Annotated in this window: 22 protein-coding genes and 2 pseudogenes; 8 read left to right on the top strand and 16 right to left on the bottom strand. The window is 64.9% G+C overall.

Translation table 11 applies throughout. From position 1 onward, the window contains the following. The 3 genes and pseudogenes from ACLP9N_RS25735 to ACLP9N_RS25725 all read right to left on the bottom strand — a co-directional run. A pseudogene (locus ACLP9N_RS25735) lies at nt 1-207 on the bottom strand (cytochrome P450); the annotation flags it as partial. 2 nt (nt 208-209) lie between these two features. Continuing rightward, entirely contained in the window at nt 210-926 is a 717-nt protein-coding gene (locus tag ACLP9N_RS25730; RefSeq protein ID WP_442410028.1) for an acetoacetate decarboxylase family protein, read from the bottom strand. Between the two features lie 54 nt (nt 927-980). After that, complete coding sequence (locus tag ACLP9N_RS25725; RefSeq protein ID WP_442410027.1) at nt 981-2,021, bottom strand: LLM class F420-dependent oxidoreductase; 1,041 nt, start codon at nt 2,019-2,021, stop codon at nt 981-983. A 46-nt stretch (nt 2,022-2,067) separates the two neighbouring features. On the opposite strand from ACLP9N_RS25725, the gene ACLP9N_RS25720 reads away from it, so the two are divergent. From ACLP9N_RS25720 to ACLP9N_RS25705, 4 genes are read left to right on the top strand one after another with little or no spacing between them, the layout of a single operon-like run. Beyond that, nucleotides 2,068-3,087 carry a Zn-ribbon domain-containing OB-fold protein gene (locus ACLP9N_RS25720; protein ID WP_442410026.1) on the top strand — a complete coding sequence of 340 codons (1,020 nt, stop codon included), beginning with the start codon at nt 2,068-2,070 and terminating at the stop codon, nt 3,085-3,087. A gap of 15 nt (nt 3,088-3,102) precedes the next feature. After that, nucleotides 3,103-4,167, top strand: a complete 1,065-nt coding sequence (locus tag ACLP9N_RS25715; RefSeq protein ID WP_442410025.1) for a thiolase domain-containing protein — start codon at nt 3,103-3,105, stop codon at nt 4,165-4,167. Continuing rightward, nucleotides 4,167-5,372, top strand: a complete 1,206-nt coding sequence (locus ACLP9N_RS25710; protein WP_442410024.1) for a thiolase domain-containing protein — start codon at nt 4,167-4,169, stop codon at nt 5,370-5,372. The genes ACLP9N_RS25715 and ACLP9N_RS25710 overlap by 1 nt, the downstream gene beginning before the upstream one ends. Beyond that, entirely contained in the window at nt 5,369-5,776 is a 408-nt protein-coding gene (locus tag ACLP9N_RS25705) for a nuclear transport factor 2 family protein (protein WP_442410023.1), read from the top strand. Before ACLP9N_RS25710 ends, ACLP9N_RS25705 begins: the two co-directional genes overlap by 4 nt. Here ACLP9N_RS25705 and ACLP9N_RS25700 read toward each other — a convergent pair. After that, nucleotides 5,773-6,297 (bottom strand): gamma carbonic anhydrase family protein, encoded by a 525-nt coding sequence (locus ACLP9N_RS25700; protein ID WP_442410022.1) that lies wholly within the window; start codon nt 6,295-6,297, stop codon nt 5,773-5,775. The two genes, ACLP9N_RS25705 and ACLP9N_RS25700, sit on opposite strands and share 4 nt — an antisense overlap. A 111-nt stretch (nt 6,298-6,408) precedes the next feature. On the opposite strand from ACLP9N_RS25700, the gene ACLP9N_RS25695 reads away from it, so the two are divergent. Further along, nucleotides 6,409-7,569, top strand: coding sequence for a Rieske 2Fe-2S domain-containing protein (locus tag ACLP9N_RS25695; RefSeq protein ID WP_442410021.1), 1,161 nt, complete (start codon nt 6,409-6,411; stop codon nt 7,567-7,569). Nucleotides 7,570-7,574: 5 nt separating this feature from the next. Next, on the top strand, nt 7,575-8,054 hold the full coding sequence (locus ACLP9N_RS25690) for a hypothetical protein (RefSeq protein ID WP_442410020.1): 480 nt from the start codon (nt 7,575-7,577) through the stop codon (nt 8,052-8,054). Between the two features lie 115 nt (nt 8,055-8,169). On the opposite strand, the gene ACLP9N_RS25685 is transcribed toward ACLP9N_RS25690, so the two are convergent. The 7 genes from ACLP9N_RS25685 to ACLP9N_RS25655 all read right to left on the bottom strand — a co-directional run bounded on the left by ACLP9N_RS25685 (nt 8,170) and on the right by ACLP9N_RS25655 (nt 14,527). Further along, nucleotides 8,170-9,324: a sulfotransferase family protein gene (locus ACLP9N_RS25685; RefSeq protein WP_442410019.1), complete on the bottom strand. Its 1,155-nt coding sequence runs from the start codon at nt 9,322-9,324 to the stop codon at nt 8,170-8,172. Then, nucleotides 9,324-10,106, bottom strand: coding sequence for an SDR family oxidoreductase (locus ACLP9N_RS25680; protein ID WP_442410018.1), 783 nt, complete (start codon nt 10,104-10,106; stop codon nt 9,324-9,326). The genes ACLP9N_RS25685 and ACLP9N_RS25680 overlap by 1 nt, the downstream gene beginning before the upstream one ends. 2 nt (nt 10,107-10,108) lie before the next feature. After that, entirely contained in the window at nt 10,109-11,248 is a 1,140-nt protein-coding gene (locus tag ACLP9N_RS25675) for a hypothetical protein (RefSeq protein WP_442410017.1), read from the bottom strand. An 88-nt stretch (nt 11,249-11,336) separates the two neighbouring features. After that, complete coding sequence (locus ACLP9N_RS25670; protein ID WP_442410016.1) at nt 11,337-11,651, bottom strand: hypothetical protein; 315 nt, start codon at nt 11,649-11,651, stop codon at nt 11,337-11,339. Between the two features lie 62 nt (nt 11,652-11,713). Then, nucleotides 11,714-12,757: a 4-hydroxy-2-oxovalerate aldolase gene (gene dmpG / locus ACLP9N_RS25665; protein ID WP_442404760.1), complete on the bottom strand. Its 1,044-nt coding sequence runs from the start codon at nt 12,755-12,757 to the stop codon at nt 11,714-11,716. 46 nt (nt 12,758-12,803) lie between these two features. Next, complete coding sequence (locus ACLP9N_RS25660) at nt 12,804-13,733, bottom strand: acetaldehyde dehydrogenase (acetylating) (RefSeq protein ID WP_442410015.1); 930 nt, start codon at nt 13,731-13,733, stop codon at nt 12,804-12,806. Between the two features lie 8 nt (nt 13,734-13,741). Then, nucleotides 13,742-14,527, bottom strand: coding sequence for a 2-keto-4-pentenoate hydratase (locus ACLP9N_RS25655; protein WP_442410014.1), 786 nt, complete (start codon nt 14,525-14,527; stop codon nt 13,742-13,744). A gap of 73 nt (nt 14,528-14,600) precedes the next feature. Here ACLP9N_RS25655 and kstD point away from each other — a divergent pair, with 73 nt between their 5' ends. Both kstD and ACLP9N_RS25645 read left to right on the top strand, forming a co-directional pair. Then, on the top strand, nt 14,601-16,295 hold the full coding sequence (gene kstD / locus ACLP9N_RS25650; protein ID WP_442410013.1) for a 3-oxosteroid 1-dehydrogenase: 1,695 nt from the start codon (nt 14,601-14,603) through the stop codon (nt 16,293-16,295). Nucleotide 16,296: 1 nt separating this feature from the next. Beyond that, a complete protein-coding gene (locus ACLP9N_RS25645; protein WP_442410012.1) occupies nt 16,297-17,157 on the top strand; it encodes a MaoC/PaaZ C-terminal domain-containing protein in 861 nt (286 codons plus the stop codon). Between the two features lie 57 nt (nt 17,158-17,214). On the opposite strand, the gene ACLP9N_RS25640 is transcribed toward ACLP9N_RS25645, so the two are convergent. The 5 genes and pseudogenes from ACLP9N_RS25640 to fadE29 form a co-directional block, all read right to left on the bottom strand. Next, the gene (locus tag ACLP9N_RS25640) at nt 17,215-18,060 is read right to left on the bottom strand and encodes an endonuclease domain-containing protein (protein ID WP_442410011.1); all 846 of its coding nucleotides are present in this window, start codon (nt 18,058-18,060) and stop codon (nt 17,215-17,217) included. A 128-nt stretch (nt 18,061-18,188) separates the two neighbouring features. Continuing rightward, nucleotides 18,189-19,358, bottom strand: coding sequence for a lipid-transfer protein (locus ACLP9N_RS25635; protein WP_442410010.1), 1,170 nt, complete (start codon nt 19,356-19,358; stop codon nt 18,189-18,191). Further along, a complete protein-coding gene (locus tag ACLP9N_RS25630) occupies nt 19,358-19,759 on the bottom strand; it encodes a MaoC family dehydratase (RefSeq protein WP_442410009.1) in 402 nt (133 codons plus the stop codon). The genes ACLP9N_RS25635 and ACLP9N_RS25630 overlap by 1 nt, the downstream gene beginning before the upstream one ends. Further along, on the bottom strand, nt 19,756-20,706 hold the full coding sequence (locus ACLP9N_RS25625; RefSeq protein WP_442410008.1) for a bifunctional MaoC family dehydratase N-terminal/OB-fold nucleic acid binding domain-containing protein: 951 nt from the start codon (nt 20,704-20,706) through the stop codon (nt 19,756-19,758). Before ACLP9N_RS25625 ends, ACLP9N_RS25630 begins: the two co-directional genes overlap by 4 nt. Continuing rightward, nucleotides 20,703-21,387, bottom strand: a pseudogene (gene fadE29 / locus ACLP9N_RS25620) (acyl-CoA dehydrogenase FadE29); the annotation flags it as partial. The pseudogene fadE29 and the gene ACLP9N_RS25625, both read right to left, overlap by 4 nt.

Genomic DNA, 21,387 nt, shown 5'->3' with positions numbered 1-21,387 from the left:
GCCCGGCTGGTCGGGCCGGATGCCGCCGGCATTCGAGAACAACTCGGGGTTGCGCTCGGCGTCGATGACGGCCTGATACGTGGCAGCGGCGGCCAGCCCGTTGCGGTCCCGGAAGACCGGCTCGTTCTCGCGCATCCAGCGGTAGACCGCCCGGGAATCTCCCGCGTAAAAGGCGCCGTCGGTCAGGTCGACGTCTGGTCTAGTCATGGTCATGAAATCTCCTGGGCATCGCCGAATGTCATTTGTACGTTCTCAGCAGAGCTGGACAGCATCGCCCGCTTCGGAAGGCCCAGCGACACCAACTCTTTCGCATAAGGGTGATCACCCAACCGGACGCGCACTCCACCGAGTCGGGTGCGCACACCGTCCAACGTGTGCTCGAAGGCGGTTTCGCGGGTGACGCCATCGCGGTGCGAGTAGCTGCGCTGGGCTTGCTGGCGCGGGGTCAGCCGAATCGGCAAGCCGCGGCGAAAGTCCATCCCGATCACTAGTTGCCCGTCGATACTGCAGTCGAAACCGAACTGGCGGCCCTCGCGAACGGTGAAGTCCGCCATGACTTTCGGGTAGCCCCAGATCTTGGTGCCCGCCTCTAGGGTGAATTCCTGGTCGACGGGCAGGTGGTGGATGAAGGCGCCGGCGGACTGCAGGGCGCGCGGGCCGCTCGCGTTGGAGCCCGGCGGGTTGACCATCACGCTGGTACCGAATTCGTAGTACCGACCCAGGTCGCCGTCGATGTAGTGCATCAACATCAGAACCACGATCGCGCGCCCCGGCAGGTAACGGCAGACCTGCAGACCGCTGTAGTCGATCAGGTGCTGCGCAGCGTCGGCGTCCACCGAGAACATCGCCATGTGCTGATTTGCCTTGCGGATCTGCACCGGCATGGTGATCACCGTGCCCGCGATGGTGTGCTGCGTGGCTGTCATCGGGCCAATCTAGAACGCGTTCTAATCCAATGGCAAGGCTGGCTCAAACCGGCCTCAAACAAGTCCAGCGAGCTCGCGGATCTGCTCGGCATTGCGGCCGTTAACGACCATCATTGTGACGCCCGCGGCCTCCCAAACCTTGACCTGCTTACGCACGTAGTCGACGTCGCCGACGATCGCGGCGTCGTCGACAAGCTCATCCGGGATGATCTCGGCGGCCTTGTCTTTTTGGTTGCTGCGAAAGAGCTTGGTCACGTCGTCGACGACCTCGGAGTAGCCCATCCGGCGGTAGACGTCCGCGTGGAAGTTGGTGTCTTCGGCGCCCATGCCGCCCATGTACAGCGAGAGATAGGGCTTCATGGCGGCGAAGGCGGCGCTGCGGTCATCCGTGATGACGATCGTGGCCGTCGCGCAGATCTCGAAGTCCTCGCGGCTGCGGCGCGCACCGGGGCGGGCGAACCCTTCGTCGAGCCATTGGTTGTAGGTGTCGGCCATCCGCGGCGTGTAGAAGATGGGCAGCCAGCCGTCGCAGATCTCGCCGGCCAGCGCGACGTTCTTCGGTCCCTCGGCGCCCAGCATGATCGGGATGTCGGCGCGCAGCGGGTGGGTGATGGGCTTGAGTGGCTTGCCCAGACCGGTCACCGGTCGCCCGGCCCCCTCCTTCAATGGCAGCGGGTAGTGCGGTCCATCGCTGGTCACCGGCGCTTTCCGGGCCCACACCTGTCGGATGATGTCGATGTATTCGCGGGTGCGGGCCAGCGGCTTGGGAAACGACTGGCCGTACCAGCCCTCCACCACCTGCGGTCCGGACACGCCGAGCCCGAGGATGTGCCGGCCCCCGCTGAGGTGGTCGAGCGTCAGCGCGGCCATCGCGCAGGCCGTCGGCGTCCGCGCGGACAACTGGATCACCGATGTGCCCAGCCGCAGCCGCTGCGTCGAGGAGCCCCACCAGGCCAGCGGCGTGTAGGCGTCGGATCCCCACGCCTCGGCGGTGAACATGGCGTCGAATCCGGCCTGCTCGGCCGCGGCGACGAGCTCCGCGTGGTTCTCCGGTGGTTGAGCGCCCCAATATCCCAGCTGCAGTCCGAGCTTCATCGATCCCTCCTTGAAACCATTCTTAGAACCTGTTCTACTCGAAGGCGTGACAGCCAGTTCGAGCGGCCCGACCTTGATCGATCATGCTGAGCCGCCCCTCTCCGCGCCACTGACCTTGTCCTTCGACTACACCCGTTCAGTCGGTCCCACGCTGAGCAAGTTCTTCACCGCACTGCGTGAGCGCCGCGTTCTCGGCGTGCGCGGATCGGACGGCCGCGTGCATGTACCGCCGCCCGAATATGACCCGGTCACCTATGAGCCGCTGGGCGAGATGGTACCGGTGTCAGCCGTCGGCACCGTCGTGTCCTGGACCTGGCAACCCGAGCCGATAGAAGGCCAGCCGCTGGATCGGCCGTTCGCCTGGGCGCTGATCAAGCTCGACGGCGCCGACACCCCGCTGATGCACGCCATTGACGCCGGAGCTGCGGGCCCCGAGGCGATCAACACGGGCACCCGGGTGCACGTGCATTGGGCCGACGCAACGGTGGGCGCCATCACCGACATCGCCTATTTCGCGCTCGGCGAGGATCCTGAAACGGACGCCGAGCCCGAGGGCCCGGCCAGTGACCAGGACCCGGTCACCATGATCGTCACACCGATCTCGCTGACCATTCAGCACACCGCCTCACACGAGGAGAGCGCATATCTGCGGGCCATCGCGGAGGGAAAGCTGCTCGGTGCGAGGACAGGGGCCAACGGCCCAGAAAAAGGAAAGGTCTACTTCCCCCCGCACGGCGCCGACCCGGCCACCGGCCAGCCCACCACCGAGTTCGTCGAGCTGCCGGACAAGGGCACGGTGACGACGTTCGCGATCATCAACATCCCGTTCCAGGGTCAGCGCATCAAACCACCGTACGTGGCGGCCTACGTGCTGCTCGACGGAGCCGACATCCCGTTCCTGCACTTGGTCGCCGACATCGACGCGCACGACGTGCGCATGGGGATGCGCGTCGAGGCGGTGTGGAGGCCTCGCGACGAGTGGGGGTTCGGCATCGACAACATCGAGTACTTCCGGCCCACCGGTGAGCCGGACGCCGACTACGACACCTACAAGCACCACCTGTAAAGGGCTTACCTGCATATGAGCGAACGCAATGTTGCGGTCGTCGGCTTCGCCCACGCCCCGCATGTCCGCCGTACCGACGGCACCACCAACGGCGTCGAGATGTTGATGCCGTGTTTCGCCCAGCTCTACAAGGACCTAAACATCACCAAGGGCGACATCGGCTTCTGGTGTTCGGGATCTTCGGATTACCTTGCTGGACGGGCATTTTCGTTCATCTCCGCGATCGACTCGATCGGCGCCGTGCCGCCGATCAACGAATCGCACGTCGAGATGGACGCGGCGTGGGCGCTCTACGAGGCCTACATCAAGATCCTGACCGGCGAGGTCGACACCGCGCTGGTATACGGCTTCGGCAAGTCCTCGGCCGGGATTCTGCGCCAGATCCTGTCGCGGCAGACCGATCCTTACACCGTCGCGCCGCTATGGCCGGACTCGGTGTCGATGGCCGGGCTACAGGCCCGCATCGGGCTCGACTCCGGCAAGTGGAGCGAGTTGCAGATGGCCCGGGTCGCGTTCGATTCCTTCGCCAGCGCCCGCCGAGTGGATTCGGTGGAGCCGCCGATCAACCTTGACGAATTGCTCGAACGACCGTTTTTCGCCGACCCGCTGCGGCGGCACGACATCGCACCGATCACCGATGGCGCCGCTGCCATCGTGCTCGCAGCCGACGATCGGGCCCGCGAGTTGCGCAAAAAGCCGGCCTGGATCACCGGAATCGAGCACCGCATCGAAACCCCCGTGCTGGGGGCGCGCGACCTCACGGAATCCCCCTCGACGAGGGTAGCGGCCAAGATAGCCACCGGCGGCAACACCGCAAACCTCGACGTCGCCGAGATCCACGCACCTTTCACCCACCAGCACCTGATACTCGCGGAGGCCATCTGGATACCGGGCAAGACGAAGCTCAACCCGTCGGGCGGTGCGCTGGCCGCCAACCCGATGTTCGTCGCCGGTCTCGAGCGCATCGGCTTTGCGGCACAACATATCTGGAATGGCTCCGCACGCCGGGTGCTGGCGCACGCCACCAGCGGGCCTGTGCTGCAACAGAACCTGGTCGCGGTCATGGAAGGAAAGAACTGATGGCCGGTGCAGGGGCGCACCTCGCCGCGGTACTGGGTACCGGGCAGACCAAGTATGTGGCCAAGCGCAAGGACGTTTCGATGAACGGCCTGGTGCGCGAGGCGATCGATCGTGCGCTGGAAGACTCCGGTTCGACCTTCGACGACATCGACGCGGTCGTGGTCGGCAAGGCGCCGGACTTCTTCGAGGGTGTGATGATGCCGGAGCTGTTCATGGCCGACGCCATGGGCGCCACCGGCAAGCCGCTGATCCGCGTGCACACCGCTGGTTCGGTCGGCGGGTCCACCGCGGTGGTGGCCGCCAGTCTGGTGCAGTCCGGCAAATACCGGCGTGTGCTGGCGATGGCCTGGGAGAAGCAGTCGGAATCAAATGCGATGTGGGCGTTGTCGATCCCTATCCCCTTCATCAAGCCGGTCGGCGCCGGCGCCGGGGGTTACTTCGCGCCGCACGTTCGGTCGTACATCCGCCGCTCGGGGGCACCGAACTACATTGGTGCCATGGTCGCGGTCAAGGACCGGCTCAACGGCGCCCGAAACCCGTTGGCGCATCTGCAGCAGTCCGACATCACCGTCGAGAAAGTGATGGAGTCCCCCATGTTGTGGGACCCGATCCGCTACGACGAGACCTGCCCCTCCTCCGACGGCGCGGCCGCGATGGTTATCGGGAACGAGGAGAGCGCCGAAGCCCGGCTGGCGCAAGGACATCCGGTGGCGTGGATCCACGCGACCGCGCTGCGCACTGAGCCGCTACAGTTCTCCGGGCGCGATCAGGTGAACCCGCAGGCCAGCCGCGACGCGGCGGCGGCGCTGTGGAAGGCGGCCGGCATCACGAGTCCTATCGACGAGATCGACGCAGCCGAAATCTACGTGCCGTTCTCGTGGTTCGAGCCAATGTGGTTGGAAAGCCTGGGGTTTGCCCCCGAGGGCGAGGGCTGGAAGCTCACCGAAGCCGGCGAGACCAAGATCGGCGGACGGCTCCCGGTGAACCCCTCCGGCGGCGTGCTGTCGTCGAACCCGATCGGTGCCTCGGGCTTGATCCGCTTCGCCGAGTCGGCCATCCAGGTGATGGGCAAGGGCGGCGATCATCAGGTCCCGGGTGCGCGAAAAGCGTTGGGGCATGCCTACGGCGGCGGCTCACAGTACTACTCCATGTGGGTGGTCAGCTCCGACAAGCCCGAGAAGGCCTCGGAAAAGGCATCAGCATGACCGAGCACCCGGCGCACGAGGCCGGCCGGCGCTCGCGCGAGGCGGTCATCGCCAGGGACAAAGAAGCCTGGCTGGCGGTGTTCACTGACGACGCCATCGTCGAGGACCCGATCGGGCCGTCGGCGTTGGATCCCGAGGGCAAAGGTCACCGGGGCCGCGACGCGATCTCGGCCTTCTGGGACAAGGCCATCGCCCCCACCACCAAAATCGAATTCTTCTTCCGCGACACCTACCAATGCGGCAACGAGGAAGCCAACGTCGGGCACATCCTGATCACGACGGGCGACTACCAGACCACCGCCGAGGGCGTGTTCACCTACAAGGCCAACGACGCGGGCAAGATGGTCGCCCTACGCGCGTACTGGGAGATGGAGCACGCCGTGGCGAATACCCGGAAGATCTAAATCGGCTCCAGTCCGGCCAGATGCCGTTGAGCCAACTCGCGGTAGGCCTGCGGGTTGAGGTTGACCCACATTTCGGCACCAGTTCCCGCGATCGGGCCCTTCACCTGTGCCGGAGCTCCCACCGCCAGGACCCCGGCCGGAATCTGGGTGCCGGCCGTCACCAACGAATGGGCCGCGATCAAACTGCGCGCCCCGATCACCGCGCCGTCGAGGACGGTAGCGTGGTTGGCGATCAACGCCTCGGGCCCGACATGGACGCCATGGATGACACACATGTGCGCCACCGTGGCACCGGGGCCGATATCCACCGGGATGCCCGGCGGCGCGTGTAACACCGATCCGTCCTGCACGTTGGCGCCTTCGCGCACCACGATTGGCCCGTAGTCGCCCCGCAGCACGGCGTTGAACCAGACCGATGCACCCGCCTCGACCACGACGTCGCCGATCAGGGTGGCGGTCGGGGCCACAAAGGCGGTGGGATCGATCCGCGGGGCCCGACCCTCGAAAGCAAAGAGCGGCATCAATTACGTATACCGCATCACGCATATGCCGTGGCCAGACTCTCCGCCATTGCGCTCAGCGGTCCCAAAACTGTAACGTGTTCTAGTTAGAGACGACTTGGAGGTGACAGGTTGAGTACCGACACCAACGCGGTCGGCATCCGTGAGATCGATCCCGGCGCCCTGCCGACGCGGTATGCCCGGGGCTGGCACTGCCTGGGCGTCGCACAGGAGTTCCTGGACGGCAAACCGCATTCGATTCATGCGTTCGGCACCAAGCTGGTGGTTTTCGCCGACTCACACGGTGACATCAAGGTCTTGGACGGCTACTGCCGGCACATGGGCGGTGACCTGTCGGAGGGCACCATCAAGGGCGACGAGGTGGCCTGCCCGTTCCACGACTGGCGCTGGGGCGGCGACGGCCGCTGCAAGCTGGTGCCCTACGCAAAGCGCACACCCAAAACGGCGCGCACCCGGGCGTGGACAACCGACGTGCGCGGCGGTCTGCTGTTCGTCTGGCACGACCACGAAGGGAACCCGCCGGACCCCGCGGTGCGGATCCCCGAGATTCCCGAGGCTGCCAGCGACGAATGGACCGAATGGCGGTGGAACCGGATCCTCATCGAAGGCTCCAATTGCCGCGACATCATCGACAACGTCACCGACATGGCGCACTTCTTCTACATCCATTTCGGGCTTCCGACGTACTTCAAGAACGTCTTCGAGGGCCACATCGCCTCGCAATACCTGCACAACGTGGGCCGGCCCGATGTCGACGATCTGGGCACGTCCTACGGTGAAGCGCAGCTGGATTCCGAGGCGTCCTACTTCGGGCCGTCGTTCATGATCAACTGGCTGCACAACAGCTATGGCGGCTACAAGGCCGAGTCGATCCTGATCAACTGTCACTACCCGGTGACGCAGAACTCGTTCGTGCTGCAGTGGGGTGTCGTCGTCGAAAAGCCCAAGGGCATGGACGAAGAGATGACTGACAAGCTCTCGCGGGTGTTCACCGAGGGCGTCAGCAAGGGCTTCCTGCAAGACGTCGAGATCTGGAAGCACAAGACCCGGATCGACAACCCGCTGCTGGTCGAGGAGGACGGCGCTGTCTATCAGTTGCGCCGCTGGTATCAGCAGTTCTACGTAGACGTAGCCGACATCAAACCGGAGATGGTGGAGCGCTTCGAGATCGAGGTCGACACCACCCGCGCCAACGAGTACTGGAACGCCGAGGTCGCGGAAAACCTGAAGGCCAAAGAGGTTTCCGAGGACGTTCCCGCCGAGCAACGCTGATCGACATGTGCTCGAACCCATCGGGGGACAAGCCGGCGGTTCCCGACGTGGATCGGCTCGCCCGGTCGATGTTGTTGCTACACGGTGATCACCACGATCACGACCCTCGGCCGGACGGAGTCGACGGCAACGGCGGATCTTGGTCGAAGTCAAGGGATTTCAGCAACGATCCGCAGCGTGCCGCCGCGGTTGCGGAGGCCTCGCGCGCCGACCGCGAACGCTACCTCACGTCGGGACTGCTGCCAGTGGATTGCCGGTTCTGCCACGTCACAGTGACAGTCAAGAGGCTGGGTCCGGGGCACACCGCGCTGCAGTGGAACACCGAAGCGTCGCAGCGCTGTGCGTATTTCACCGAAGTGCGTGAATCAGGCGGGGATACCGCGCGCACCCGGTCTTGCCCCAAGATGAGCGACAGCATCGAGCATGCGGTCGCGGAAGGTTACCTGGATGACCCGGACGACCTGGACGGCTTGGGTATCGTCTGAGTGACTGGTCCTCATCCCGGCACCTTGTCACATCCGCCACATTGGCCTCTGCCGGGAGGGATGCTCGTTAGGTCCACCTACGAGCGACAATTCAGCCCCCTCGTGAGGATTGTGCCTACAGCCCCTTGAACCGGTCCTTGACCGCCGCGGCCGTAAGCCCGTAGTCGGCCAGCGAGTACGTATGCTTCGGAGCCCGCGCACCGGTCTGACTCTCGGCGTGGATGTCCGCCATGGCCTTTCGCGCCTCGTCGGTCAGCGGCATACCGAAGTGCCGGTAGATGTCGGCTACTGTGCCCATCGGGTCAGCGATCAAATCGCGGTACTGGACGTCATAGAACTGGGCCGAATCATATTTGGCGCGTGCGGTATTGAACCGCTCCAAACCACGCGACCAGGTTTCCATTGCGTCGGAGCCGATCTGGGCTCCGGCGAACGTCGTTGACCAGCCTTCGGCGGTGTGCTGCGCCAGCGAACACATCGAGGCCATGATGGTCTCGACCGGCCGGTGCGTCTGCACCACCAGCGCGTCCGGGTAGGTCGCCATCAACGCATCGAGCGCGAAAAGGTGGCTGGGATTCTTTAGCACCCAACGCTTTTCGGCGTCGTTGAGTCCGATCAGCTGGAGGTTCTTCCGGTGCCGCTGATATGACGGCGTCCAGTCCTGCTCCGACAGCCACTCGGCATAGCTGGGCAGGTGCGCCAGGGTCTCGTAGGACACCGAATGCAGCGACTGCCGCAGCAGCTGCCAGCACTCCTCCAGCTCGTATGCGGCCATGAAATGCAGGCCGGTGTAATCAGGGTTCTCCTGGTGGTGCTGGGTGAACTGCGCGTCGAGTTGCCGATAGAACGGGTTCGAATCCCAAGTTTCGCGCGGCGGACGCGGCTGCGGGAATTCGGCCAGCCACAAGTGCAGACCCTGATGTGCCGGATCGGCGCCGAGTAGCCGGTGCAGCGCCGTGGTGCCGGTGCGCACCAACCCGGTGACGAAGATCGGACGTTGGATGGCGACATCGGCGTGCTGCGGATACTGCTTCCATGCGGATTCGGACAGCAGCCTGGCCACCAACGCGCCGCGCAGGAAGAACCGATTCATCTTGCTGCCCAACGGCGTGAGCCCGGCATCCCGGCGGTACGAACCCAGCAGCACCTCCAGAGCCTCGAGGTAGTTGTCGTCATTGCTGCCGAAGTCGTCGAGCCCGACTAGCTTGGTCGCCGCTGCATGCAATTCCTCGACGGTGGCCACATCTTTCCGGTCGGTGCGATCGGTCATCAGGTGTGGTACTCCCCGCAGTTGACGTCCAGGGTCTGCCCGGTGATGCCGCTGGACAGGTCACTGGCCATGAAGAGAATCGCTGAGGCCACCTCTTCTTCGGTGGGCAGCCGCTTCAGGTCGGAGTTCGCCGCGGTGGCCTGGTAGATCTGGTCCACCGTCGTGCCGTATTTGCCAGCCTGATGCTCAAAGTAGGCCTGCAATGTGTCGCCCCAGATATAGCCGGGCGCAACAGAATTGACGCGAATGCCCTTTTCGCCGAGTTCGGTGGCCAGTGACTGGGACATCGACAGCAGTGCCGACTTGGCCATCTTGTAGGCACCGTACTTCGCCTGCGAGTGCCGCAGCACCATGGAGTTGACATTCACGACCGACCCGGAAGACTTTTCCAGCGCCGGCGTGAAAGCCTGGATGAGTCGCAACGCTCCTAGCGCGCTAAGCTCGATCGCATCCCGGATGTGCTGAAATGTGGTGCCGGCCAGAGGTTTCATCGACGGCACCCGAAACGCGTTGTTGATCAGCACGTCAACCTTGCCGTAGGCGTCCATGGTGGCCTCGACGAGGCTGTTCACCGCATCGTCGCCGGTGATATCGGTGCGCACCGCCACCGCCTCGTGCCCGGTCTCGTTGATCTGACGGGCGACTTCCTCCAGCCGTTCAAGGGTGCGCGCCGCGAGCACCAGTTCGGCGCCATCACGTGCACATCGGTGCGCCAGCGTGGTGCCGAGCCCCGGCCCGACGCCGCTGATCACAACTACCTTCCGCTTGAGCATCCCTGTCATCGTTACCCCAACATCCGTGCAGCAATTTGCTTTTGGCGTAACGCGATTCGCGAGCGCCAATCCTCATCGGAGATCTTGTTATGATCGAAATACGGCAGTGCGGCCGGTATCCCGTCGAAGTCGACCAGCTCCACGGTGGGCCCGTCGGCCTCGCTGAGCTGGCGGGACACCCGTTGCCAGCGAAACTGCAGAAAGCCCTTCCGATGGCCGAGCGTCTCGACCCAGTTGGTCACTCCCGGATTCTGGTCGGCGACCACGATTCGCACCTTGCCGTCCGGATCCGCCTGCGCCTGAGTGTTGTTCAGCGAGGTCTGGTGGTTGATGTAGTCCAGCGAGATGTACCACATGCTGCCCAGCTGGAAACCGAGGTAGGGAGCATCAGAAACCGGGATCGTGATCACCAGCGCCCGGTCGGGCCGCAAGTCGAAGTGTCCCACCGACGAGTATTGCGTGGCCAGGCCGCCGGGCGTCAGCCGGGGCGCCACCATGGTGTTGACCGGGATGTCGAGATAGAACCACTGCGGGAACTGCAACCACGTTTTCACCCGGTTGACAAGCTGCTTTCCCGCTGTGGCGTAACGCTTTTCGATGGTTTCGCGAGTCAGCGGCGGCGGCGCGGTGCCCTCGGTGTCCAGCCGCGAAATGACCAGCGTGCCACGCTGCGCCGACCAGTCGCCATACACCTCGCGCATCACCAATTGCCCCGCGCTGGTCGGTCTGACCCGCCACTCAAAACTGCCATCTTCAGCGATGTCGAGCTCTCGATCGTCGAACGCGGCCTGGCTGGCGGGCACGTTGTCGTCGGTGTACTCGCCGCCGAGCAGCTGGAAACTGAGGTCAGTGGTGGTGCCACGCCGGCCAGTGACCACGTAGTCGCGATCGGCGTGCACCCGGGTGCCGAAGTAGAGGGTGTCGGGGTTGTCCAGGCCCATCTTGGTGAACGGCCCGGTGCCCGACTGCAGGAACGGGTGGTCGCGCTCGTAGTCGAAGGCGAGATGCGTACAGGCCGCGATACAGCCGGCCAGGTATTGCAGTCCTTCGAGCAGGTCGGCTTCGGTCTCGATGTGCGGTGCGGCGGCGACGAGTTTCTCGGCCTCGGCGATCGCGGAGGTTAGGGGACCAGAGAAGGGATCAGAGAACACGCCTAGACGCTAGAACGTGTTCTACTTTTTCGTCAATGGCGAACATTTCCGCGCGTCGTCCGCGGCGTTCAGAGACGAGGCAGGCTCACTAGGACGTGCACTGCTGGGACAGGTCGATCAGATGCTGCCGGACATCCGGATGCCGACTCAGATAGTCGAGGACGTTAGGACCGCCGCCCTCCGCCTCAGACCTGGCGGACAGCTCCTGCTTAACCTCGGGATGCCGGGTCAGGTACGAGTCGATGGATTGACCCACGGTCTGATTACATTGGGGAGCCGCGTTGGCTGTGCCCGCCAGGGGCAACGCGATCACCGTCGCGGCGGCAGCAGTTAGCAGCCCCCCGGCGAGCAGGCCGTACAGTCCGCGGCGACCGGGGCCGACTGTCTTGGATATGGTGCTCATGCGCAGCATTTTACGCGCGCTACCTTTGCGTGACCTGTGCGCACGTTGGTGCAAGCGCCCGGCTAACGCGTGACCGCGGCACCGCTTTCTTGCTCGCGTTTGATTTCGAGCGCAATGTCGATGAGCTGATCCTCCTGGCCGCCGATGAGTTTGCGCTGACCGGCCCGATGCAACAGTTGGTGCGCCGGCACACCGTAGCGCTCAGCCTGGCGAACGGCGTGCTTGAGGAAGCTGGAGTAGACGCCCGAGTACCCCATGATGAGCGCGTTGCGGTCCAGCAGGCATTCGGCCGGCATGGCCGGGCGCACCACGTCCTCGGCGGCGTCGGCGATGTCGAAGAAGTCGATGCCGGTCTTGACGCCGATTTTGTCGAACACCCCGATCAGGGCTTCCACCGGCGCATTGCCCGCACCGGCGCCGAAGCGGCGCACGCTGCCATCGATCTGCTTGGCGCCCGCGCGCACGGCCTCCACCGAGTTGGCCACCCCGAGCCCGAGGTTCTCGTGGCCGTGGAAGCCCACCTGGGCGTCCTCGCCGAGTTCGGCAACCAATGCCGACACCCGGTCGGCCACGCCGTCGAGCACCAGGGCGCCGGCGGAGTCGACGACGTAGACGCACTGGCAACCGGCGTCGGCCATGATGCGGGCCTGGGCGGCCAGCTTCTCCGGCGGAATGGTGTGGGCCATCATCAAGAACCCGACGGTTTCCAGGCCCAGCTCGCGGGCCAGGCCGAAGTGCTGGATCGATACGTCGGCCTCGGTACAGTGGGTGGCGATCCGGCAGATCGAGCCCCCATTGTCCTGGGCTTCTTTGATGTCCTCTTTGGTGCCCACGCCCGGCAGCATCAGGAACGCGATCTTGGCGTCCTTCGCGGTCTGCGCGGCGAGTTTGATCAGTTCCTGCTCGGGGGTCTTGGAGAAGCCGTAGTTGAACGACGAACCACCTAGACCGTCGCCGTGCGTCACCTCGATCACCGGCACACCGGCGGCGTCGAGGGCCGTCACGATCGAGTGCACCTCGTCCTTGGTGAACTGATGACGTTTGTGGTGCGACCCGTCACGCAGCGAGGTGTCCGTGATCCGGACGTCCCAGATGCTGTCGCTCATTGCGCCGCCTCCTCCTCATCGCTGCGCTCTGCATCGTCGGCGCCGGTCATCGCGTTCCTCCTACCGCCTCAGACAGCGTCTCTTTTGCGATCTCCTCGCCGACCTTGGTGGCGGCCGCGGTCATGATGTCGAGGTTGCCCGCATAGGGGGGCAGGTAATCGCCGGCGCCCTCTACCTCGATGAACGTGGTGACCAGGGCCTGGCCGCCGGAGTTGAGCGACGGCTCGTCGAACTGCGGCTCGTTGAGCAGCCGGTATCCCGGCACATAGGTCTGCACCTCGGCCACCACCTCGTGGATGGAGGCGGCGATCGCGTCGCGGTCGGCGTCCTCGGGGATGGCACAGAAGATGGTGTCGCGCATGATCATCGGCGGGTCGGCGGGGTTCAAGATGATGATCGCCTTGCCGCGCTTGGCGCCACCGATCGTTTCCACACCCTTGCTGGTGGTTTTCGTGAACTCGTCGATATTGGCCCTGGTCCCGGGTCCCGCAGAGACCGAAGCGACCGAGGCGACAATTTCGGCGTAGGGCACCGTCACCACCCGAGACACCGCATACACGATGGGAATCGTCGCCTGGCCGCCGCAGGTGATCATGTTGACGTTCGGCGCGTCCAGGTGTTCGCGCAGGTTAGCGGGCGGAATGACCGCAGGGCCGACGGCGGCCGGCGTCAGGTCAATGGCCCGGATCCCGGCGGCCGCATACTTCGGCGCCGCGTCCCTGTGGACGTAGGCGCTGGTCGCCTCGAACACCAGATCGGGCTTTTCCGGCTGTGCCAGCAGCCAGTCAACGCCTTCGTGAGTGGTCTCCAGCCCCAGCTTGCGGGCCCGAGCCAAGCCTTCGCTTTCCGGGTCGATGCCGACCATCCAGCGCGGTTCCAGCCGGTCCGATCGCAGCAATTTGTACAGCAGGTCCGTGCTGATATTTCCCGACCCGACAATGGCTACTTTCAAAGCCACACTTGCCTTAGACGGCATGTTGCTCCTTATTCGAACGACAACCGGACCGCGCCGAGCCCGGCAAAGTCGGCGACGAACTTATCGCCAGCGCGTACGTCGATCGCTCGGGTGCACGATCCGGGTAACACGATGTCACCTTTTTTCAGCCTCACCCCAAAGCTTTCCACCTTGCGGGCCAACCACGCCACCGCGGTCACCGGATTACCGAGCACCGCGTCGCTGCGACCCTCCGCCACTACCTCGCCGTTGCGGGTCAACGTCGCGTCTATCGCCTTGACGTCCACGTCGGCCGGTGACACCCGCGCCGAGCCCAGGACGAAGCCCGCCGAAGAGGCATTGTCGGCGATGGTGTCGCACAGCGCGATCTTCCAGTCGGTGATCCGGGTATCGATCAACTCGATCGACGGCACCAGCGCCTCGGTGGCCGCCAGTACGTCGTCCTCGGTGCAGTCGGCGCCCGGCAGGTCCGCGGCCAGGATGAAGCCCACCTCGACCTCGACCCGCGGATACAGGTAGGTGGCCGCCTTGACCGGGGTGTCTTCGAAGACCTGCATTTCGTCGAGCAGGTGCCCGTAGTCGGGCTCGTCGACGCCCATCATCTGCTGCATGGCCTTGCTCGACAGGCCGACCTTGTGCCCCACCACTCGGGCACCCTCGGCCACCCGCTGCCGGATGTTGATCAGCTGGATCTCGTAGGCGTCGACAACGTCGATATCCGGGTGGCCGGACGTCAGCGGGGCGATCGGCTCACGGCTCCGCTCGGCCTGCGCGAGGTCGGCGGCCAGCTCGTCGCGGGTGGCAATATTAAGCACCTTGCCGAATTCCCCTCGTCCGTTTGACCGGGCCAGTAGCGGCCAGCCCGGGCAATTCTATAACGTGTTCTACATGACAGCACAGGAGTACGACGTCGTCGTGGTCGGAAGCGGCGGCGCCGGCATGGTGGCTGCCCTCACCGCCGCGCATCGCGGCCTCTCGACGTTAGTCATCGAGAAAGCCGCGCATTTCGGCGGCTCCACCGCGCGCTCGGGCGGCGGCGTCTGGATTCCCAACAACGAGGTCCTCAAACGCGACGGGGTTCGTGACACGCCCGAGGCGGCGCGCACCTACCTGCACGGCATCATCGGCGACATCGTGGAGCCGGAGCGCATCGACACCTACCTCGAGCGTGGGCCCGAGATGCTGTCGTTCGTGCTCGAGCACACGCCACTGAAGATGTGCTGGGTTCCGCGCTACTCCGACTACTACCCCGAGGCGCCGGGCGGCCGTGCGGAAGGCCGTTCGATCGAGCCGAAACCGTTCAACGCCCGCAAGCTGGGTGCTGACGAAGCCGGGCTCGAACCTGCTTATGGCAAGGTGCCGCTCAATGTGGTTGTGATGCAACAGGACTATGTGCGGCTGAACATGTTGAAGCGACACCCGCGGGGGGTGCTGCGCAGCCTGAGGGTCGGCACCCGCACCATGTGGGCCAAGGCAACCGGCAAAAACCTCGTCGGCATGGGCCGCGCCCTGATCGGGCCGCTGCGGATCGGCCTGCAGCGGGCCGGTGTTCCGGTGCAGCTCAACACCGCGCTCACCGACCTCCACGTCGAAGACGGTGTGGTCCGGGGCGTCTATGTCCGTGACACCTCTGGTGCGGAATCGGCCGACCCACGCCTGATCCGGGCCCGGCGCGCCGTGATCCTCGCCTCGGGCGGCTTCGAGCACAACGAACAGATGCGGGTCAAATACCAGCGCGCCCCCATCACCACCGAGTGGACGGTCGGCGCCAAGGCCAACACCGGTGACGGCATCGTCGCCGGCGAAAAACTAGGTGCTGCGCTGGATCTGATGGAAGACGCCTGGTGGGGCCCGACGGTCCCGTTGGTGGGCGCGCCTTGGTTCGCGTTGTCGGAACGCAACTCGCCCGGGTCGATCATCGTCAACATGTCCGGCAAGCGGTTCATGAACGAATCGATGCCCTACGTCGAAGCGTGTCACCACATGTACGGCGGGGAACACGGCCAGGGACCCGGGCCGGGTGAGAATATCCCCGCGTGGCTGGTGTTCGACCAGCAGTACCGCGACCGGTACATCTTCGCGGGACTGCAGGCTGGACAACGTATTCCGCGTAAGTGGATGGAGTCCGGCGTAATCGTTCAGGCCTCTACCCTGGAAGAACTGGCCGGCAAGGCCGGCCTTCCGGCTGGCGAGTTGGTTGCCACCGTGGAACGCTTCAACGTCTTTGCGCGTTCGGGCGTCGACGAGGACTACCGCCGCGGGCAAAGCGCCTACGACAAGTACTACGGCGACCCGACCAACAAGCCCAATCCCAACCTCGGCGAAATCAGCCAGCCGCCCTACTATGCCGCCAAGATGGTGCCCGGCGATCTCGGCACCAAGGGCGGCATCCGCACCGACGTCCACGCTCGTGCGCTGCGCGACGACGGCAGCATCATCGAAGGCCTTTATGCCGCAGGCAATGTCAGCGCCCCGGTGATGGGACACACCTATCCGGGCCCCGGCGGCACTATCGGGCCGGCGATGACGTTCGGTTACCTGGCGGCGCTGCACATAGCTGGATCCGAAGCAGGAGAAGCCTGAAATGCCAATCGATGTAGCGACCGCACTGGCAGCTGAACTAGACCCGATCGAATTCTCTTGGACCAGCAGCGATATCCAGCTCTACCACCTGGGGTTGGGCGCGGGCGCGGATCCGATGGACCCCCGCGAGCTGCGCTACCTGGTCGACAAGACACCTCAGGTGCTGCCGACCTTCGGCAACGTGGCCGCCTCGTTCCACATGACCGAGCCGCCGACCGTCCGGTTTCCCGGCATCGATATCGAGCTGGCCAAGGTGTTGCACGCCAGCGAGCGGGTGGAAGTGCCTGCGCCGCTGCCGCCTTCGGGGTCGGCGAGGGCCGTCACCCGGTTCACCGACATCTGGGACAAGGGCAAGGCCGCGGTGATCTGGAGTGAGACCACCGTGACCGCACCGGATGGCACACTGCTGTGGACGCAGAAGCGGTCGATCTTTGCCCGCGGCGAGGGCGGATTCGGAGGCGAGCGCGGGCCGTCAACGTCGGACGGGGCCCCGGACCGCGCGCCCGATCTCGAGCTGGCGATGCCGATTCTGCCGCAGCAGGCGCTGCTGTACCGGCTGTGCGGCGACCGCAACCCGCTGCACTCCGATCCCGAATTCGCCTCTGCCGCAGGCTTTCCCCAGCCCATTCTGCATGGGCTGTGCACCTACGGTATGACCTGCAAGGCCATCACCGACGCCCTGCTGGACGGTGATGCCGGAGCCGTTGCCGCCTACGGCGCGCGTTTTGCCGGAGTCGCGTATCCCGGCGAGACGTTGCAAGTCAACGTATGGAAAGAGGATGGCCGTTTCGTGGCGGGTGTTGTCGCGCCTGTCCGCGACAACGCCGTCGTGCTGAGCGGCGTCGAGCTGGTGCCGGCTTAGCTGCCCCTCTTCGCGCCGAGTGTGCGGCTAGCCGCACATTCGGTCTCGACTATGCGGCTAGCCGCGCACTCGCCGGGCCAATGCCGCACGAACGCGGCTAATGATCTCGGCGGGTCGATCCCCCGCGACCACCCGTATGACGATCCAGCCGAGTCGCTCGAGCATCTCCAGTCGCCGGACATCCCAGGTGTATTGCCGGCGGTCGCTGCGGTGTTGCTCGCCGTCATACTCGACCGCGACTTTGCTGTCTTCCCAACCCATATCCAGATACGCGATCGCGCTGCCGAATTCGTCGAGCACCGGAATCTGTGTCTGCGGTCGGGGCAGGCCCGCCTGGATCAAGACGACGCGTAGCCAGGACTCTTTGGGCGACTGTGCGCCCGCGTCGAACAGGTCCATAGCGCGGCGCGCTTGCGCAATGCCTCTGCGTCCCGCGTATCTGCGAGAGAGCAACTCGGCATCAGCAGCCTTGACTTCCGTTGCTCTGGCGAGCGCGTCGATAGCCGCGACCGCCGTCATGATCGGATACCAGCAGCCGAAGTCCAGTGCCGTCCTAACCGGCGAAGTGACCGGTATGCCGGTCACTAGCTGGATCTCATCATCGTCGATACGGTCTCGGTGTGAATGCGTTCCGGGTGGACTGCGCCGATTGTCGTGAATCAGATCCACGACCTGCGCATCATTGACCCATTTGCTCCCGTGCAGAGCAGCCGCGGCGAAACCTGCGACCACGCCTCGGCATCCCGTCCAGAGCCACCCTGCTTTCGCACGCAACTCGGCGGTTAGTTCTACGTGCGAGTCGACGTAGACGTCCTGAAACAAGCGGGTGTGCCGAGTGGACAGCTGACTATTGGTCAGCGCGCCAGCAGCGATGGCTTCGCTACCAATGAATGGCTCAGCCATGACGGCAGCGTGGCACGAGGGACCGCGACCGTCACTTCAGCTATCCACACTTCGCCCAATGTGAAGCTGCCCGCACACTCGTACACGAGCATGCGGCTAGTCGCACACTCGCCGGCAAGGCGCGAAAGCTAGCCCAGGATCAGGCCGGAGGTGGGCACACCCGTACCCGCGGTGACGAGCACGTGCTCGACGTTGGGAACCGGGTTCACCGAGGTACCGCGCAATTGCCGCACGCCTTCGGCGATGCCGTTCATGCCGTGGATGTAGGCCTCGCCGAGTTGACCCCCGTGCGTGTTGATCGGAAGTCGACCGCCCAGCTCGATCGCGCCGTCGGCGATAAAGTCCTTGGCTTCGCCCTTGCCGCAGAATCCCAACTCCTCCAACTGAATCAGGGTGAACGGCGTGAAGTGGTCGTAGAGGATGGCGGTCTGGATGTCCGCCGGCGATAGACCCGACTGCTGCCACAGCTGCCGGCCCACCAGGCCCATCTCGGGCAGGCCCAGTTCGGGCCGGTAGTAGCTGACCATCGTGTACTGATCGGGGCTGGAGCCCTGCGACGCCGCCTCGATGATCGCCGGGCGCTGCTTGAGGTCGCGGGCGCGCTCGGCCGAGGTGACCACGATCGCGACCGCGCCGTCGGTCTCCTGGCAGCAGTCCAGCAGCCGCAACGGCTCGGCGATCCACCGCGAATTCTGGTGGTCCTCAATGGTTATCGGCTTCTCGTAGAAGTACGCCTTCGGGTTTTTGGCGGCGTGCTCGCGATCGGCCACCGAGACGGCGCCGAAGTCGCGGCTGGTCGCGCCCGACAGGTGCATGTAGCGCTGCGCGATCATGGCCACCTGCGCCGCCGGCGTCGAAAGCCCGTGCGGGTACGAGAACGCGTTGTCGGCCGTCGTCGAATCGGCTTGCGCGCCGCCATTTCCCACGAGACGGGTCTGCACCTGACCGAACCGCATGCCAGAACGTTCGTTGAACGCCCGGTAGGCGACCACCACATCGGCAACCCCGGTGGCGACGGCGATCGCCGCCTGCTGCACGGTCGCGCACGCGGCGCCACCGCCATAGTGGATCTTGGAGAAGAACTTCAGCTCACCGATACCCGCAGCGCGTGCCACGGCGACCTCGGTATTGGAGTCCATCGTGAAGGTGGTCAGCCCGTCGACATCGGACGGACTCAGTCCGGCGTCGACGAGGGCATCAAGCACCGCCTCGGCCGCCAGCCGCAGCTCGCTGCGACCGGAGTCTTTCGAGAAGTCGGTGGCCCCGATGCCGACGATGGCAGCCTTGCCAGACAGCATCAAGCGCCCCCGATCGTCAGCGTCACCGTCGCGATGACGTGGTTGCCAAGGCTGTTGGCGCCCAGCACCTTTACCGTGATCAGGCCGTCCTCCACGGCGGTCACCTCACCAGAGAAGGTCACCGTGTCGTAGGCGTACCACGGCACCCCGAGCCGAAGCCCGATCGACTTGATCAACGCCGAAGGCCCCGCCCAGTCGGTGATGTAACGCTGGACCAGCCCGGTGTCGGTCAGGATGTTGACGAAAATGTCTTTGGAGCCCTTCAAGACAGCTTTGTCTCGGTCGTGGTGCACATCCTGAAAGTCTCTAGTAGCCAGCGCCGTCGAGATGATGAAGGTGGGATCTCCGTAGAGCTTGAGTTCGGGCAGCGTGGTGCCCACTTCGATGACCGGCACGCTCATGCTTCGGGCTCCCATGCGTAAAGGCTCCACTCCGGGCCGCTATCACCGGCCGGGAAGTCGATATAGATTGTCCGAACAGGCATCCCGATCTTCACCTCGGCATGGTCCACATTGCGCAGTTCGCCGAGCATGCGGACGCCTTCCTCGAGTTCGACGAGCGCGATGACGAACGGCAGCGTGCGACCGGGCACCTTCGGCGCATGGTGCACCACGAAGCTGAACACGGTGCCCTTGCCACTGGACACCACGTAGTCGATCGGCGCGGCGGGATCCTGCCAGAGGGCCGGCACCGGCGGATGCTGCAGGCTCCCGTCCGCGAGCTTCTGGATGCGCAACTCGTGCGCTTTGACGCCTTCCCAGAAGAATGCGGTGTCGCGCGATGACGCGGGACGCATCATGGCGTCGGCGTCCAGATCCTCAGGCACCGATGTCTGCGCATTATCCGCAGCGGGCTTGAATTTGAGTATGCGCCAATTCATCTCGGCCACGTCCTCATCGCCCACCCGCCAGATGATGTGCTGGTTGACGAACCAGCCCTCGCCCAGCGCGGTTTGCTTGGGTCCGACCACGTCGCCCATCTCGGCGGAGATGCTGACCTGCTCGCCGGGCCGCAGGTATCGGTGGTAGGTCTGCTCACAGTTGGTGGCGACCACACCGACATACCCGGCGTCGTCGAACAGCTTCATGATGGGGCCCATGGGGTCGTCGTCCGGACGAGCGCCGCCCAGACCGAACATCGTCCACACCTGAATCATGGCCGGGGGCGCGACAATTCCGGGGTGACCTTCGGCGCGGGCCGCGGCCTCGTCGACGTAGATAGGGTTGCGGTCGCCGATGGCCTCCACCCAGTTGTTGATCATCGGCTGGTTCACCGGGTCGCGGCCCACGCGCGGCGAGGCGCCGCCGGCCGCTTTGATCTTCTCGACGGCCTCGTGGATATCTGTCATCGAGGCACCCTCGGCACCTTGAGGCCCGACGCGGCGATCATCTCACGCATGACTTCGTTCACTCCACCGCCGAAGGTGATCACCAGATTGCGCTTGGTCTGCGAGTCCAGCCAGGCCAGCAGCTCGGCGGTGTCCGACTCGGCGGGGTTGCCGTATTTGCCGACGATCTCCTCGGCGAGCCGGCCTATGTACTGAATCCGCTCGGTGCCAAATACTTTCGTCGACGCGGCATCGGCCACGTTGATGTCCTCGCCAGCGGCTGCCACCTGCCAGTTCAGCAGCTCGTTGATCCGCCACATCGCATAGATCTCGCCCAAAGCCCGTTTAACGTCGTGGTGATCGATCGGCGTGACGCCGTCACCACCGGGCTTCGATGCCCACGCGTACACCCGGTCGTAAATGCCGGCGACCCGGCCCGCGGGGCCGAGCATCACCCGCTCGTTGTTGAGCTGGGTGGTGATCAGCCGCCAGCCGCCGTTCTCCTCACCGACCAGCATGTCGGCCGGCACCCGCACGTCGTTGTAGTACGTGGCGTTGGTGTGGTGGGCGCCGTCGGACAGGATGATCGGCGTCCAGGAGTAACCCGGATCCTTGGTGTCGACGATCAGGATTGAAATGCCCTTGTGCTTAACGGCTTCCGGGTCGGTGCGGCAGGCCAGCCAGATGTAGTCGGCATCGTGG

The organism is Mycobacterium sp., assembly GCF_052144515.1.
Taxonomy (GTDB): Bacteria; Actinomycetota; Actinomycetes; order Mycobacteriales; family Mycobacteriaceae; genus Mycobacterium.
Note: the sequence above shows the minus strand (reverse complement) of the source record. Positions and strands in the feature narration are given on the sequence as shown.